Consider the following 13,664-nt stretch of genomic DNA (forward strand, 5'->3'; position numbering starts at 1 on the left):
GTGGTGAAGGGTGGTTGCAGGGGCCGGGCACCGACGGTGCCCGGCCGTCGTCCGCGTGCAGCTCAGGTGGCGCCGTCGGTGGCGTCGCCGTCCTCGTCCCGGTGCGGGGCGAGGGCCTGTGCCTCGACCTCCGACAGCCGGTAGGAGCCGTTGTCGTCCTTGCCGAGCTGGTCCATGAGCAGGAGGTAGCGGGCCTGCCAGGGGCTGAGGTGGGACCACGTCTTGGGTTCGCGGATGCTGTGTTCGCAGGCTGCGGCGACGTGCGCGAACAGCGCGTTGACGACGCGTGCCTTGGGCAACTGGACCGCTGTCTCCGTCAGGTCCGCGTTCTGGGGCTCCTTGACGCCCAGGAACCGTGCGACGGTCTCGGTCTCGCTCTCGTGCTTATCGGCCCAGGACTTGTAGAACCAGGGCACCGTGAGCACGACCTCCTGCGCGAACACGCGGGCCGCCTCCGGCAGGGTCTTCTGGCGCACCAGCCGGGTGACGAAGTCCCGACGCGGCCCGACGGCGGCCTTCCAGGCGCGGTTGCAGGCGATGACCCTGCGCCGCTCCTCCGCCTTGTGCTCGTCCTGCTCGGTCTTGGGCTTCGTGGGCTGCGGGCGGACCTTGTGGCCGTAGGCGGCCGGGTCGGCGCAGAACCACACCGGCCGGTGCTCCTCGTCCAGCCGGGCGCTGTGGCCGGGGCAGCCCTTGTGGTTGTCCTCGGTCAGCGGGTTGCCCAGACCGGTGGTCAGGTCCGCGATGGGCCGGGCGGTGTCCTTCTCCCCGTACGACACCCGTACCGGCAGCAGCGGGATGTCCGACTCCTCCAGCGCGGCGACGGCCTGCGCGCGGGCGGCGCGGTCGGCCTGCTCGGCCTTGAGGAGGGCGAGTTCCTGGTCCCAGTGGCCGCGCCCGCCGTCCTCGGCGGACCGGTCCCGGCCCAGCGCGTTCAGGAGGCGCTTCTCCGCGCTGGGCACGTCGGCGACCTCGGCGAGCGTGGCCATCATTTCCAGGTCCATGCCTCCAGCCGACGCGCGGCGCAGCGTGGCATCGTCGAGCTTCTGGGCGCGGCCGAGTCGTTTCCCGGTCCCGCGCTTGAGTCCCAGGGCGCTCGCGGCGGCCTTCTGCTCAACCTCGTCCATCCCGATCAGGGAGAGTTCGGCGGCCTTGAGGGTGTCCTTGGCCGACATGCCCTCGCGCTGGTGGTTCTCGATCAGGGACAGGAACCGAGTCCACGCGTCCCGGTCGACCAGGTCGGCGCGGACGAACGCCTTTATCTGCTGTTTGGCGCGCCCTTCGGCGTCGGCGGTGGCGTTGGCCTCCTGCGCTGCCTGGGTTCGCCGCCAGCCCTTGAACGCGCCGTAGGTGCCGTCCGAGAGGGGCCGGACGCTGACCGGGTCCTGGACGCCCACGGCTTTGACGGAGCTGATCAGGTCCGCGTCGGGCTCGGTGTCGTGCTCGCGGGCGTTGCACGCGTCGCGCACGATCGAGTCCGGGTCGAGCAGGACGGCGGTCAGGTCCGCCTCGTCGGTGTCGACGGGGGCCGTGTCGGGGGTCTGTTCGGTGGGACTGGTCACTGTGGCCATCTCTGGCCTCCTTGCTGGTTGACGGACTTTCAGCGGTGCCGGGAGGGTGCCGCCCTCTCGACATGTTCCATAATACCGTACCGATGCTGAGGGGCAACTGAATTTCTCTGCACTGCCCCCAGCATCGAACGGCAGGTCAGGGTGCCTTTCGGCGTCGGACTGAGTGAACGGAGCAGGCGTACACGCCGCGCGCTCCGCCCTGGAGGCGCGGGATGGATGCCACCCGTTGGGTGCAGGGCACGCCGCAGTCGACGCACCTGCGGTCTTCGGCGGGCGCGGGTGCCGGCGCCGGTGGGGTGGAACGGGCGGAGCGGGCGGAGCGGGACATGGTGGAGCCTCCTTTGTGGCCGGAATGGGTCTGGGTTACTGGGTGCCGGTCGGCGGGCTCGCCCGGCCGTGCTGGAGGCGGCCCCATCGGGGCGGCACTGCCTCGGCCGTGGCGGGCGCTCAGCTGCAAGCGGATCATCGCGGTCCAGGCTCGACGGGAGCTGCGGCGAGCCGCCGTTCCCTGGGGTCCGACGTGCGCCCGGCCCGTGTGGCTTGCCCTGCCCGACGGCCGGGGCAAGCCACACGGTTCACCGGCGCCAGGCTGGGGCGGGAGCAGTGTTGTTCAGGCGGCGCTGATGTCGGCAACCAGCACGGTCGCGTTGTCCGCGTGAGCGCTGGCGTGCGCGATCGCCGATTCGGCGAGATCGCGTGCTGCTCGGCTAGGGGAGCCGGTGAGGTAATCGGCGAGGTCGCGGGCCGAGTCCTCCAGCGGTTCATATGCACCGTCACTGGCCAGCAGGAGGCGGCAGTTCTCCGCGCCGCGGGTGACGGACTCGATCGCGGGGTGACGGTCCTTGGCCTTCCGCTGCTCGTCGGTCTCCGACGCACCGAGGTAAGACGTGACGACGTTGCGGCTGCCGCCCCGAACGCGCCGGTCGTTGTGGTCGGCTGTCAGGACCTGGAGGGCGCCGTGCTCGGTCAGGATGTAGGCGCGGCTGTCTCCGCACCATGCGACGGTGAGCGGCTTGCCGGGGGCGGTGACGGCCACGACAGCGCAGGCGGCGGGCAGGTCGTAGCGAAGGATCTCGTTCTGCCGGTCCGGCTCGGCGGCGTAGACCTGGTAGACCGCCCGGAGACCGGCCTCGGCGTTCGCGCGCACAGCGGCGGCCCGGGCGAGCCGACGGGCGGCGGTGACCGTCCAGTCGCGAACCGCGTCCGTGGACCCTATGCCGTCGCACAGGGCGTACGCGCGGACGCCGTTGGCGGAATAGGTGGCGGTGGCGTCGCACTGGTGGGAACGGTCGCCAATGAGCTGGTAGGCGGCGTGGCTGCGCATAAGGGCTCCGGTTGGTCAGGGGCCGGGTGCTGTGCACCGGGCCAGCATGGCGGGTCGCTCTGGAAGGGCGCGTGCGAGTCGTTCGGGAGCGGATGAAACCGTTTCTCTCAAGTTCCATAATACCTATCTTGACGCGTGGGGCAACTGGCTTTTCCAGCGCTGCCCCCGTGTCAGACGGCGGGACAGAATGGCAGTCGACGTTCCGGCCCGGAGGCCAGCGGGTGAGCCTCCCTGGCCGTGTTGGGGCGGTCACGGGTGGGTGCCTCGGGGGGCTGGCGGTCATGCGGTGGCGTCGCGGCGATGCCGTTTGGCCGACTCGCGGGCGCCCAGCTGTGATGCGGCAGTCACGCTCCAGCCGCAGGAGCAGCGCGCCACGGTCGAGCCGTCGTACATCTGGCCGCCCTTGTGCTCCCGGCCTGCTCCGATCTGGCCGCGGTCGCGCGGCCGGAACCAGCCGGACGGCTCCCCGGTGGTAGTCAGGTGCCGGGCTTCGGGAGCGCACAGCAGTCGCAGGCCTGCGTCCGCGACGGCGGCCACCCTGAAGTGATCCCACTCGGCCCCCTCCAGCCGACCGGCCAGCCGCACGCCGGCGGTGCCGTGCAGCTCAACGCGGCCGTCCGGCCATATCCGCGCGGACGCGCCGGGCACGCTCCAGCCGACCGAGCAGTCGGACTGCCGGGGGATGCCGTTGCGGTGATCCGGCGTCATCCGTGCCAGCAGCCGGACCGAAGACATGGCGGCCGATGGCGATCGGTGGTCGGCCGTTTCGGGCGCGGCCTCGGCGATGGCGGTCAGCCACGCCGGGGCGAGCGGGTACGCCTCGCGGTGCAACGTCACAGCGCGGCCCGGTCGCGGCCGTTGGCGGAGCGCACTGCGGCCCGTACGAAGTCCGAGACGCGGGCGTACCTGCGCACGGAAACCGGACCGCGTCCGGTGGTGAACCACTCCTGCTGGCGGTCGGCGAGTGCCGACAGGTCCGCTGTCTCCAGCGGGGCGCATGACGGGGGCACGGCTGACGTCCTTTCGTGAGCAGGGCGGTTGGCGGTCGGCATCGGAGCGCGGGGGCCGTCCGGCGTCGAGGCCGGCGCGCGGGCGGCCCCCGGGAAGGGGGTGGTGTCAGTGCCAGATGGGGTCGGGCCCGGGCGTGATGGTGCCAACCTCGCCTTCACAGTCGCCCGCGTAGCGCAGTTCGCCGCGGGCCTGGTGGGCCTCTCCTGCGCAGGTGGCGAGGTCAATGAGGCGGTGAAGGACGGTGAAGGAGTAGACGGACGGGTCTTTCACGTGCAAGTGCTTGATCCGCTGGGGGCGGCCTTCGGAGTCGGTGCCGCTGTCAATGTCGGGGATGAGCACCCACTTCGCCTGGTCGAGCAGAGCGGCCAGCTCCGGTTCGGTAATCGCGTGGGGAGCGACCTGGAAGGGGCCGCCGTCGATCAGTTCCCAGAGCTGGGCGAGCGGGACGGACGGGTGGAGTTCGAGCGTTCCGGTGACGGTGAAGTGCATGGCCATGATGAGTGGTCCTCTTTCAGGGGGTGGACGGGCGGGTTGTCAGTCCTGGACGGGTCCGCCCTTGGCCTCGCTCTCGACGCGCCACAGGGTCAGCTTGCGGACGCATGCCGCGCTGTCGGCGAGGCACTCGTGCGCCGTATCGGGGTCGGGGGCGCGGATCACGTCGGTGGCGCCGCCGTCCGGGGCGTGCAGCAGGGCGCTCCATCCCGTGCTGCTCCTGCCGGTGCCGTGGTACTCCGCCGGGTGGTCGGCGGAGCCCTCGTCCTCGATGCGGATCGTCCAGCCTTCGGCCAGGGGGACGGTGATGGCGGTGCGGTTGCTCCCTGCCTTGGTGAGGCTGGCGTCGTGGAAGGCGGCCAGTTCGAGTGCGCGTATGAGGATGTCGCCCGCCCGGCAGGGGATGTCACGGGCGGCCGCGGGCCCGGCTTCGATCCGCTCGTGCAGGGCGGTGACCGCTTCCAGGGCCGTCGGCTCTCCGGCCGGTGCGAGAGTGAGGCGGTCGTGGAGCTCGGCGAGCACCGCGGCGGCCGTGGCTGCTCCCGGCAGGTGGTCGACCAGGGCGGTGTGCAGCAGGAAGATCCGCTTCGCCCAGTGCAGGGCCGCTCTCGGGTGCGTGCTCAGTGAACTCCGCGCACGTCAGGTCGTACGCGGCGGTGATCTGGTCGTGGGTGAGCGTGCGCAGGGTGCGCGTGCCAGCCACCAGACGAGCGGGATCGGCGAGCGGGAAAAGGTCGCGCGCGTTGGTGCCGTGGGCCTCCCCCAGCACCCCGTCCCACAACGCGGCCAGTTCTCCGGCGCGTTCGGCCTGGCGGGCGAGCCGGATCAGCCGTCGGGGCCGGGGTGCGGTGCGCTGGCCTTCCTGGGTGAGGGCAGCGTTGGCCTGCTGCTGGAGCGTGAAGGCGTGCTGGGCCCGAGCGGTGAGTAGTGCGGCGGCGTCGTGCAGGTTCATAGTGATCCTCCCCAATCGGGTGACGTGTTCCATAAGGCCTAAGCCGGGGGCGGGGCAGTCACCTCCGTTGGCGCTGCCCGCCCCCGGGCGTCGGATCAGAGGTCCGGCGGGGCCGGTTCGAAGGTGACCCGGACGCCGTCCGCTGCGACGGCCACTGTCCGGCCCGGGGCCGTCATGGCGCGGGCGTAGGCCTCCAGGTCCGCGCCGAAGCGCTCGGCTTCTTGGGCGGGGGCCTCCCGGCGCTCTCCGGGCCGGACGGCTCCCCAGGGGTCCAGCAGCCGCGCCACCCTGGCCATGTCGCTCTTTCCGCTCACCCCGAGAACGAGGAATCCCGGTGTCTGGGTGTAGTCGACGTCGGTCAGCCCGTAGGGCATGTGCCCGGCCGTGGCCAACTCCAGGGCGAGGGTGCGGAACTGGGCGTTGTCGATGAGCTTCTCTGACAGCCCTGGCAGGTCCAGGGAGCAGGCCCCGGAGTGCCGTGCGGTCTCGTCCGCGCGGTTGGCGCTCTCGGCTATCCCTTCGGCCCACTCTGCGTCCGTGTAGGTGCGCACGCACGCCCCGGTGAACTGGTCCACCAGGGCACACCCGTCGCCCTCGGAGGCCGGCACGATGTGAAACCGCTCCGCGGGATGCTCGGCCGGTGGCTCGGCGAAGAACACGTGGGCCTCACCGTGCGGTTCGGTCGTCACCAGCCCGGCCCGGCGCAGCATGTCGGCGAGGAACGGGGCGACGGCGCGGGACGCTCCGGCGGGGGTGTGCCACCACACGATCGGGCACGGCTGGTCCAGCCCGTCCGGGCGGACCACGGGCACGTCGGCTATGACCCACTGCTCTCCACCGGGGCGGCCGGGGAGGGCGGACAGGGCGGTCCGCGCCCGCTCGACCGTGGGCGACACCATCGAATGAACGGCCGTCAGCTGGGGCGTGAGGCGGCGCCGGATGTGGGCGGTCAGGTGCCGGGCGGCGGCCTGCTCCTGGGTCTCGCTGGCGCGCGGGCGCGGCCGGGCGGTCACGGTGATGGGCTCGACCGTCAGATCCTGCGCGGTGGCCTTGTCGGGCAGGACCGCGCTGATGGTAATCCGGGTCCGGGGGCGGTTGGGGGCGAGTTCGAGGGTGCGGCCGTCGGCGTAGATGATCCGCACCCGGTCCGGGGCGCCGCCCTGCTCGGTGCGCCGCGCGCCGAGCAGGGCGGCAACGTCGCGGGCGAGTGCTTCCAGGCCAGCGGGGGTGGACAGGTCCATCAGGGGGCCTCCTTCGGGGCGGTGCGCCGGGGGCGCGGGGGCTGTGCGGCGGGGCGGTCGGAGTGGCGCGCGGCATCGGCGCGGTAGTCGGCGGCGGTGTATCCGGTGTCGCACCAGGGGCGGCAGAGCTGCCCCGGTCCGACCCGGCAGGTCTCGCACGGCTCGTCGAAGTCCTCGGGGCGGAACGGCGGCAGGCTCACGCGGTCGCCTTGATCTGCTCGGCCACCTTGGCGGCGGACAGGACCGGGGTGGTCGTCGCCAGTGCGGCGCAGCTGGCCTGCCAGATCCGCGCCGAACTCGTGGCGGGGATCTGGAAGTTGGTGGCGGGGCTGATCGCCCACGTGCGGCCGTGCGCGTCGGTGACGGTGTACGTGAGGTACTGCGGCTTGTCCTGGCGGCCGTTGTCGCTCCAGGTGAGGCCTGCGGCCGTGAGGGCGCTGCCGAGCTCGGCGCAGCGCTTAGGGGTGGCGTGCGTGAACGTTGCCACGGAGTGTCTCCCTCGCTCCCACTCGATCTGACATGTTCCATAATGCATTTTAATGTGGGGTGGGGCAACCGCATTTCCCGGACTGCCCCACCCCCAGCAGGCGCCGGGGCCTTACAGCCGCCTGAGTACCTTCTTCCGGGCCGGTAGGGCGGTCCGTGCCTGGTGGTCGCGGTAGTCGGCCACCTGTACGTAGCCGCCCGGCATCGTGTCCAGGCGCAGCTGGTCTTCTCCCCAGTGCTCGATCACGTCCGGGGGGAGGGTCTCGATGTCGTCTGCCTCGACCTGCTTGGCCCAGCCGGTCAGTTCGCGGCCGAACTCCCGCCGCCACCCCAGCAGGATGGGGAACAGCTGTCCCACGTCGTCGACGAGGGCGAGCGCTCGGGCCTGGTCGGGGGCGGGGCACTCGGCGTACTGGGGCACGTCGGGGCGGGTGCGCTCGCCCAGGGTCATGAGCCACCGCATGGTCACACCTTCTCCTTGGTCCCGGGGTACGACTCGGCTCCCCTGCGGCGGCTGCGGCCGCGCTGCTGCTGAGTGCGCAGCGATGCGACCTCGGCACGGAACTTCTCTGCGCGCGCCCGCTCCTCGGCGGCGCGCTCGAAGCAGTAAGGGGCCTTCCACTCCAGCACGTTGACCAGGCGGGCCAGCGAACCCTCATCGTCGGCGAGCATGGGCAGCAGGACGGGGTGCGGGTGGGCGGTGAACAGTCGCGCGATGGTCCACCAGAGGGTCACGGCACCCTTCAGCTCGCGGGCGGCGGCCTGGGACTCCTCTGCGTAGCGGACGGTTTCGGAGTTGGCGTGCGCGGCGGCCCAGCTGAGGAACCGCAGGAGTCCGGGTGTCTTGCGCAGCCTGGAGGCGTCCAGGATCAGGGGCAGGTCGTCGCGATGGGCCACGGCGTCGGCGCACGCGCGCAGAACGGCGGTGAGCGTGGCGGCGGCCTTCGGTGTCGGCTCGTTCCCCGCTGCGGTGGACAGCGGGTAGACGGACACGTCGGGGAGGTCGCCGTAGTCTCCGGGGTAGCGGGTCAGGCTGCCGTGGTAGCCGCTGTGGCCGCGCGCGAGCCGGGGCAGGGCTTCGTCGGGGGCGGTGGTCTCGAAGGCGTCGACCGGGCCGAGACAGGCGCGGACGGCGGTGAACTGGTCCCAGTAGTAGGGGTGCTGGGTTCCGGTGACGTGCACGCTGCCGCGCATCGCCCCGTGCAGCTCGAACACGACAGCATCGGTGCGGCGGGGGCCGGCGGTGGCGCGCACGATGCCGGCGGGGGTCTCGATCGTGAGGACGTCGGGGGTGGCCATGGGCGTTTCCTCTCGTGGTAGGGGTGGGCGGCAGGGGCGGGGAACTGCGGTGCGGGCCGGGCCGGCCGTCCGCCCCGTGGGGCGGACGGCTCGGCTCCTGCCTTCTGCTGCGGGGCGCCGGGCCGCTCAGGACACCGACGGGCCGTGCGCGGCGTACGGCCAACAGGTGCATCCCGTCCCGTCGGCTCGTGAACGCCCCCACAGGCGCAGCGGGTCGTGTTCGGACTCCGGGTAGCGGCACTCGTCGCAGGACGGTCCCCAAGAGGCGGGCTCGGTGCTCGCCTCCGCGGTGTAGATGCGCTCGGTGTCCCAGGGCGCGCCCCCGGCCTCGAACCTGACCGTGGCGTCGGGCATGAGGTGTGCCCAGCCTGCGGGCCAACCGACGGGGGGCTTCCGGCGGCAGACGCCGATGGCGTCGCGGACCGCTTGGCCTCGCCACAGTTGAGCGATGCCGGTCGGGCCGGTTACGCGGTAGGCAGCGGCCGTCACCTGCTCGTCCGGCCGGTTGATCAGGATCCCGGATGCCGTGTGGGGTACGAACGTGACGGCCGAGTGATTGGGGGTCTGCCGGTACCGGATCACTCCGTCATCGGCCTTGCGCGCTTCGCTGGAGAGCCAGAAGTTGAGGCTGCCGCGTAGCCAGCTGTTGACGTCCCTGCCCGAAATGGTGCGCAGGCCGTAGGCGACGCCTTGGGCGGGGAACTGCCCTGCGCGGCCAATGAACTGGGTGTACGTCACGTGGATGTCTGCGCGGTCCAGGTGGAGGCAGTCGCCTTCAATGCCCCAGTCCGGTAGCCGGTAGGCGATGAGCCGGGTGCCAGGGAGCGGCTGTCGGGCGGGAATGTCCCCGTGCTCTGCGGCTTCGGCGCGGTGGGTGTCCGGCGGGGTGGTGGGCGCGTCACTCATGGGCGGTCACCTCTGCGGACTCGTCGGGGTGGTGCAGGGCGGGGGCGGGGTAGACCTGGCGTACCGGCTCGGCGCTGCCGGGACAGGGCATGACTGCTGCCTGGAGTTCGCGGGTCTGCATCGGGACCATCCACCCGGTCCGTATGCTCCAGCCGCACGCGCGCGGGAACGGCTCGGCGGTGGTCGTGGCGACCAGTACGGCGTGCCGGACGGTGCGGTAGTCCAGGGCGAACGTCAGCAGCGCAAGGAACCGTAGGTACTCCTCGGTGCCGTGGGTCACGCGCAGCGGTGCGGCTCCGACGGACAAGGTCAGATCGGCGCTGGCCACCGTGCCGTTCGTGCGCTCGGCCACGATGGACAGATGGTGGGTTCCCTCGTCCAGGGCGAGTAGCAGCGCGGCGAGCGCGTTGACCGCGCGGGCCACGGCGGAGGCCGTGACCGCGTTGCGGGCCGGGGCGGCCTTGGGATCAGGCATGGGAGGCCTCCCAAGCCTTCTGGTTCCACGCGCGGGTGACCGGGTCGGAGTAGGCGACGTCACCGGCCGATTCCTCGTCCAGGGCTGCTACGACGACAACGCTGCCCCGGATCTGGTCGGCGCGGCGGCGGGCGTTGGCGGCCTGCTGCTGGCGTTCTTCCTCGTCCTGCGGTACTTCCACCGTCCGGTAGATGCGTTCGTCGCTGGTGAAGATCACGAGATAGCGGCGGAAGTCCTCGATGCGCGACGGCCGGGCCGGGCCGGTCGTCGTGTCGGACAGCGTGGCGCGGGCGCGGTCCAGCAGGCGCGCCACTTCCTCGGTCGCGTTGAGGTCCGGGGTCCGGACATTGCGGTTCCGGCTGAAGTAGGCGCGGGCCTGGTCGCGGGCAGGGGCGAGTTCCAGCGGGGCGTAGATGCTGATCATCCGGCGGGCGTAGGCGTCGCGCAGGCCGCGCTCGGCCTGGGCCGCGCGCGCGGAGTCCGTGACGCTGGCCTGCGTCCAGCCCAGCGCGGCGGCCGCGCACGACGTGCCGTAGTACGCCACGTCCTCGGCGGTGCCGTCCTCGTTCCCGTCGGCGTCCAGTGGCATGAGCGCGACGGTGCGCTTGAGTCCGCGGCGGCCGCAGCAGCCGCACTCGCTGAACTCATCGGTGATGCCCTTGATCTTCCACTTCGGGGTGCGCATGAACTGCCTTCCGTGGGGCGGTGGGTGGAGTGGCTCTGAGGGCCCGCCGGCCTCCGCACGCGGCGGTACCGGGACCGGGCCTGTTTTCTGGCGCGCGGGCTGCTCCGCAGACGCGGCGCGCTGCCGCTACGCGGCAGGGGCGGGCCGGGATCGCTCCGCGCTCCTGGTGAGCGCTCCGCGCTCGGGCCGTTGGCTGCTTGCGGGGTGGGGGCCGGACGGGCGCCCCGGGGCGGGGGAGTAGGGCGCCCGTCCGGCGTTCAGGGGCTAGACCGTGGTGAGGGCGAAAGCCTTCTCCATCAGGTCGTTGGCCGTGCCGCTGATGACCCGCTCGGCGCGGGCGGCGGCCTTTTCGGCGTCGGTCTTGCCTCGGGCCGGGGCGACGTGGTTGGCGTACTCGGTCAGGGCGTTGTAACCGGCCCACCGCGTGCCTCGGATACCGGCCTGGGTGTCGGCGTGCTCGAACAGGTTGGAGATCGCCCCCCAGCGCTGGCGCTGGTTGGTCTTGGCGCGGGCGTGGTCGCTGTCCTTGACCGGCCACAGCTGGTCCACCACCGACTTCAGCTCGCTGAGCGTCATCTCGGCTTCGATCATGCGCTGTGCGGACTGCTCGAACTCCTCGGCGTACTTGAACGTCAGGCCGAGTGCGGAACGGGCCTGCGCGATACGGGCCTTGGCTCCGGCGGTGTGCCGCACGATGAACGAGGAACGGGCCCCCTGGATGGCCGCGCGCAGCGTGTTGGCGCACACCACCCGGACCGGCGTCACCATGATGCGGAATGCCGATCCGCCGTCGTGGCTGTTGGACGCCGCGATATACAGATCGACGTCGTCGCCCTGGCCGATCGTCAGGCCCTGCGGCAGCTTCATGGTCAAGAACACCTGGCGGCCGTCCTTGAGCGATCCGGCGGTCTCGAAGTGCGCGCCGGACTCGTCGGCCAGCAGATTGAGAAACTCGGCGTGCTCCTCGTTCTGTACGGGGTGGTAGTCGCTGCCCACCACGCCGAGCGTCTGCGTGCGGCCGGTCTTCGGGTGCGTCCGCGCGGTCGCGTAGTGCTGCGCGACCTCGATCGGCGTGGCGCCGTCGGCCGTGATCTCGGTCGCGGTCAGGGGCAGGAGACGCACGTTCCACCCGGACAGAGACGCGAGGTTCATGGCTTCCTCGGCGGTCATCGCGCCGTCGGTGACGGTGCCGAGCTTGTGCCACGCGCTGGTGTTGGCGGAGGCGAAGGCGGCGGTGCCGTCGGTGAACTGCTCGATTTCGTGTGCCACTTGGGCTTCCCTTCTGGTGACGAACTTTCGGCGGTCCGGTTGGGGGCCACCCTTCCGAACTGGTTCCATAATACCTCTCTCTGAGGGTGGGGCAACCGAATATCACCCCACCCTCAGAGCGAACCCCTGACCTGCTACGACAACCGATCGACCGGCAGGGCTTCAGCGTCCCGGTAGATCAGGTTCGCGTCAGGGCCGGGGCCACCTGCGGCACGCTATGACGGCAGGCCCTGCGAACCCGCTCCGCCCTCCACGGGCGAAGCCAGCGCGTACCAGCGTCCACAACCCACGCGCGCACTGAAACAGCGTCATCAGGCCCCCAGGTACGGACGATCACCGCTCCCGTACTCGAAGCGACGAAACCGCTCGCGATCGTCGCGCAGAATCCCACCGCTTCGGCCTCCTCACAGGAAAGGAGATCCACTCCGTCGGCAAGCACACAAAAGCTCGCAACGCGCACTCCGTCTGCCGTGTTCGTGGTGCAAATCATCGCGTGCTCCCCGGGACCGATCACGTCCAGCAGGGAGTAGAACGCGGCCTCTGCCCGGTCCAGGATCGCGGCAACCTCCGCTATGGCGGCGTTGATGAGCTGCTCGCGGTCCCTCGGCGCGGCGTTCTCCTGGATGAGGTGGGGTGCCCATCGCATACCGGCGCCCCTCGGGAGCAACTCCGAGCCGTCCATTGTCAGATGAACGTGGTTGATGTACTCGGGCACGTCTCGTGCCCTCCTTCCGTCGCGGGGTGTGAAGGGGGCCCGGTACACCGGGCCCCCGGCTCGGCCTACTTCAGGCCACGTGTTCGCAGAAACTCACTGATGCGATAGGCGGCGGCACGGACCGAAAGGGACGCACCCCGGAATGTCCCAAGAATGCGGGGACCGGTTTCGCTGTCGTGGATGATGTGGAACTCAAACCCTTGAGCGACCGGAAGGACAATGCGAATCGGACCGGCCGTAGTGTCGAACCGAATTGACGTGGTGTGCTCGTCCTGGTTGTGCACGATAATGGCGTCCCGAAGCAATTCCGGACGAGGGAGGAAATTCGCGATTCCGCGAGCCTTCTTGGCCTGCGGGGTGTTGATCTCTCCGGGCTCCGTCGTAACCCTGCCGTCGATGATGACGATTTCCACGTGTGCGCCTTCCTGTTGACGAACGTTCGGCGGTGCCGGATAGGGGGCCAACCCTGTTCGGCGTGTTCCATAATACCTTACCGTTGATCTGCTGCACTACCCCCTGCGTAAACTCCTGCACTATCTCCTGTGCTATCCCCTGTCCCTGGGCTGAAGCCGGCTTCTATAACGTGCCTGTTCAGCCCGGGTGTTGCGCATGGTCGGGGGTGCTGACATCCCCTCTGCTGCCGCTCTCCCTGCCCGAATGAGAGAAAGGGTGGGGTCTGGGCTGGGGCGGCGCGGGCTGGCTTCGGGGATCAGTGCGGGTTGTGGTGGTGCTGCGCGTCGGCCGGGGGCCGTCGCGCGGGTGTGTGGGGGCCTGTCCGGCCCGTGGTGGGTGAGGGAGGGCCAGGACTGTTCTCGCTTCCTCTCCTGGGGGACTGTTCTGCCGGAGGCAGCTCCTGACCCTGTCCCTGGTTCCTGGTACCGCGCAACGGGGGCCCGGAGGGACCCCGTTGCTCTTCTTTCCTATTCCGTGGTTTACTTTTCCCCACGGAATAATTCAAATCGCTGCGGTTTCAAGGGAATCGGAGATTCCCTCTCAAACCCGCCCCGTGAAAGGGAACCTGACCTACCCTCAACCCGTTCCCCAACTCCCCACCCCCACCATCAAAACCAGCACCCCCATAATTTTGTGCCGGAGGCACAAACCCTTCCCCCATCTTTTCGTGCCGGAGGCACGCAAGTTGGGAAATGGCCGGAGGTCAATTTCCCAACTCCCCGCCGGAGGCGGGCAATTCGCGCGGGGACGCGCGAAACGAGCGAAGCGAGTATTCGGCTGCCGGA

18 protein-coding genes are annotated in these 13,664 nt (G+C 70.6%); 1 reads left to right on the forward strand and 17 read right to left on the reverse strand.

All coding sequences use genetic code 11. The annotated features are described in order from the left end of the window. Positions 1–62 precede the first annotated feature (62 nt). The 6 genes from ACFPQ9_RS40360 to ACFPQ9_RS40385 all read right to left on the reverse strand — a co-directional run bounded on the left by ACFPQ9_RS40360 (position 63) and on the right by ACFPQ9_RS40385 (position 4,920). On the reverse strand, positions 63–1,571 hold the full coding sequence (locus ACFPQ9_RS40360; protein WP_380864553.1) for a ParB/RepB/Spo0J family partition protein: 1,509 nt from the start codon (positions 1,569–1,571) through the stop codon (positions 63–65). 610 nt (positions 1,572–2,181) lie between these two features. Beyond that, the gene (locus tag ACFPQ9_RS40365) at positions 2,182–2,895 is read right to left on the reverse strand and encodes a PP2C family protein-serine/threonine phosphatase (RefSeq protein WP_380864554.1); all 714 of its coding nucleotides are present in this window, start codon (positions 2,893–2,895) and stop codon (positions 2,182–2,184) included. Positions 2,896–3,174: 279 nt separating this feature from the next. Continuing rightward, positions 3,175–3,732 (reverse strand): hypothetical protein, encoded by a 558-nt coding sequence (locus tag ACFPQ9_RS40370; protein ID WP_380864556.1) that lies wholly within the window; start codon positions 3,730–3,732, stop codon positions 3,175–3,177. Further along, entirely contained in the window at positions 3,729–3,905 is a 177-nt protein-coding gene (locus ACFPQ9_RS40375) for a hypothetical protein (protein WP_380864558.1), read from the reverse strand. Before ACFPQ9_RS40375 ends, ACFPQ9_RS40370 begins: the two co-directional genes overlap by 4 nt. Before the next feature lie 106 nt (positions 3,906–4,011). After that, positions 4,012–4,401, reverse strand: coding sequence for a hypothetical protein (locus tag ACFPQ9_RS40380; RefSeq protein ID WP_380864560.1), 390 nt, complete (start codon positions 4,399–4,401; stop codon positions 4,012–4,014). A 39-nt stretch (positions 4,402–4,440) separates the two neighbouring features. Next, positions 4,441–4,920: a hypothetical protein gene (locus ACFPQ9_RS40385; protein ID WP_380864562.1), complete on the reverse strand. Its 480-nt coding sequence runs from the start codon at positions 4,918–4,920 to the stop codon at positions 4,441–4,443. A 94-nt stretch (positions 4,921–5,014) separates the two neighbouring features. Between ACFPQ9_RS40385 and ACFPQ9_RS40390 the strand changes: the two genes are divergently transcribed. Next, positions 5,015–5,326 (forward strand): hypothetical protein, encoded by a 312-nt coding sequence (locus tag ACFPQ9_RS40390; protein WP_380864563.1) that lies wholly within the window; start codon positions 5,015–5,017, stop codon positions 5,324–5,326. Positions 5,327–5,445: 119 nt separating this feature from the next. Here the strand turns inward: ACFPQ9_RS40390 and ACFPQ9_RS40395 are convergent, their stop codons facing one another. The 11 genes from ACFPQ9_RS40395 to ACFPQ9_RS40445 form a co-directional block, all read right to left on the reverse strand. Continuing rightward, on the reverse strand, positions 5,446–6,591 hold the full coding sequence (locus ACFPQ9_RS40395) for a hypothetical protein (RefSeq protein WP_380864564.1): 1,146 nt from the start codon (positions 6,589–6,591) through the stop codon (positions 5,446–5,448). Continuing rightward, positions 6,591–6,791 carry a hypothetical protein gene (locus ACFPQ9_RS40400; RefSeq protein WP_380864565.1) on the reverse strand — a complete coding sequence of 67 codons (201 nt, stop codon included), beginning with the start codon at positions 6,789–6,791 and terminating at the stop codon, positions 6,591–6,593. Before ACFPQ9_RS40400 ends, ACFPQ9_RS40395 begins: the two co-directional genes overlap by 1 nt. Next, a complete protein-coding gene (locus ACFPQ9_RS40405; protein WP_380864567.1) occupies positions 6,788–7,078 on the reverse strand; it encodes a hypothetical protein in 291 nt (96 codons plus the stop codon). Before ACFPQ9_RS40405 ends, ACFPQ9_RS40400 begins: the two co-directional genes overlap by 4 nt. Positions 7,079–7,189: 111 nt before the next feature. Beyond that, a complete protein-coding gene (locus ACFPQ9_RS40410) occupies positions 7,190–7,540 on the reverse strand; it encodes a hypothetical protein (RefSeq protein WP_380864568.1) in 351 nt (116 codons plus the stop codon). A gap of 2 nt (positions 7,541–7,542) precedes the next feature. Then, positions 7,543–8,376 (reverse strand): hypothetical protein, encoded by an 834-nt coding sequence (locus tag ACFPQ9_RS40415; RefSeq protein WP_380864570.1) that lies wholly within the window; start codon positions 8,374–8,376, stop codon positions 7,543–7,545. A 126-nt stretch (positions 8,377–8,502) separates the two neighbouring features. Further along, positions 8,503–9,282: a hypothetical protein gene (locus tag ACFPQ9_RS40420; protein ID WP_380864572.1), complete on the reverse strand. Its 780-nt coding sequence runs from the start codon at positions 9,280–9,282 to the stop codon at positions 8,503–8,505. Beyond that, positions 9,275–9,757: a hypothetical protein gene (locus ACFPQ9_RS40425; protein WP_380864574.1), complete on the reverse strand. Its 483-nt coding sequence runs from the start codon at positions 9,755–9,757 to the stop codon at positions 9,275–9,277. The genes ACFPQ9_RS40420 and ACFPQ9_RS40425 overlap by 8 nt, the downstream gene beginning before the upstream one ends. After that, the gene (locus tag ACFPQ9_RS40430) at positions 9,750–10,442 is read right to left on the reverse strand and encodes a hypothetical protein (protein WP_380864575.1); all 693 of its coding nucleotides are present in this window, start codon (positions 10,440–10,442) and stop codon (positions 9,750–9,752) included. The genes ACFPQ9_RS40425 and ACFPQ9_RS40430 overlap by 8 nt, the downstream gene beginning before the upstream one ends. A 264-nt stretch (positions 10,443–10,706) precedes the next feature. Further along, positions 10,707–11,711 (reverse strand): DUF932 domain-containing protein, encoded by a 1,005-nt coding sequence (locus tag ACFPQ9_RS40435; RefSeq protein ID WP_380864577.1) that lies wholly within the window; start codon positions 11,709–11,711, stop codon positions 10,707–10,709. 178 nt (positions 11,712–11,889) lie between these two features. Continuing rightward, on the reverse strand, positions 11,890–12,426 hold the full coding sequence (locus tag ACFPQ9_RS40440; protein WP_380864579.1) for a hypothetical protein: 537 nt from the start codon (positions 12,424–12,426) through the stop codon (positions 11,890–11,892). A gap of 65 nt (positions 12,427–12,491) precedes the next feature. After that, positions 12,492–12,839, reverse strand: a complete 348-nt coding sequence (locus ACFPQ9_RS40445) for a hypothetical protein (protein ID WP_380864580.1) — start codon at positions 12,837–12,839, stop codon at positions 12,492–12,494. Positions 12,840–13,664 lie beyond the last annotated feature (825 nt).

Source organism: Streptomyces coerulescens, from assembly GCF_042657965.1.
Lineage (GTDB): Bacteria > Actinomycetota > Actinomycetes > Streptomycetales > Streptomycetaceae > Streptomyces > Streptomyces coerulescens.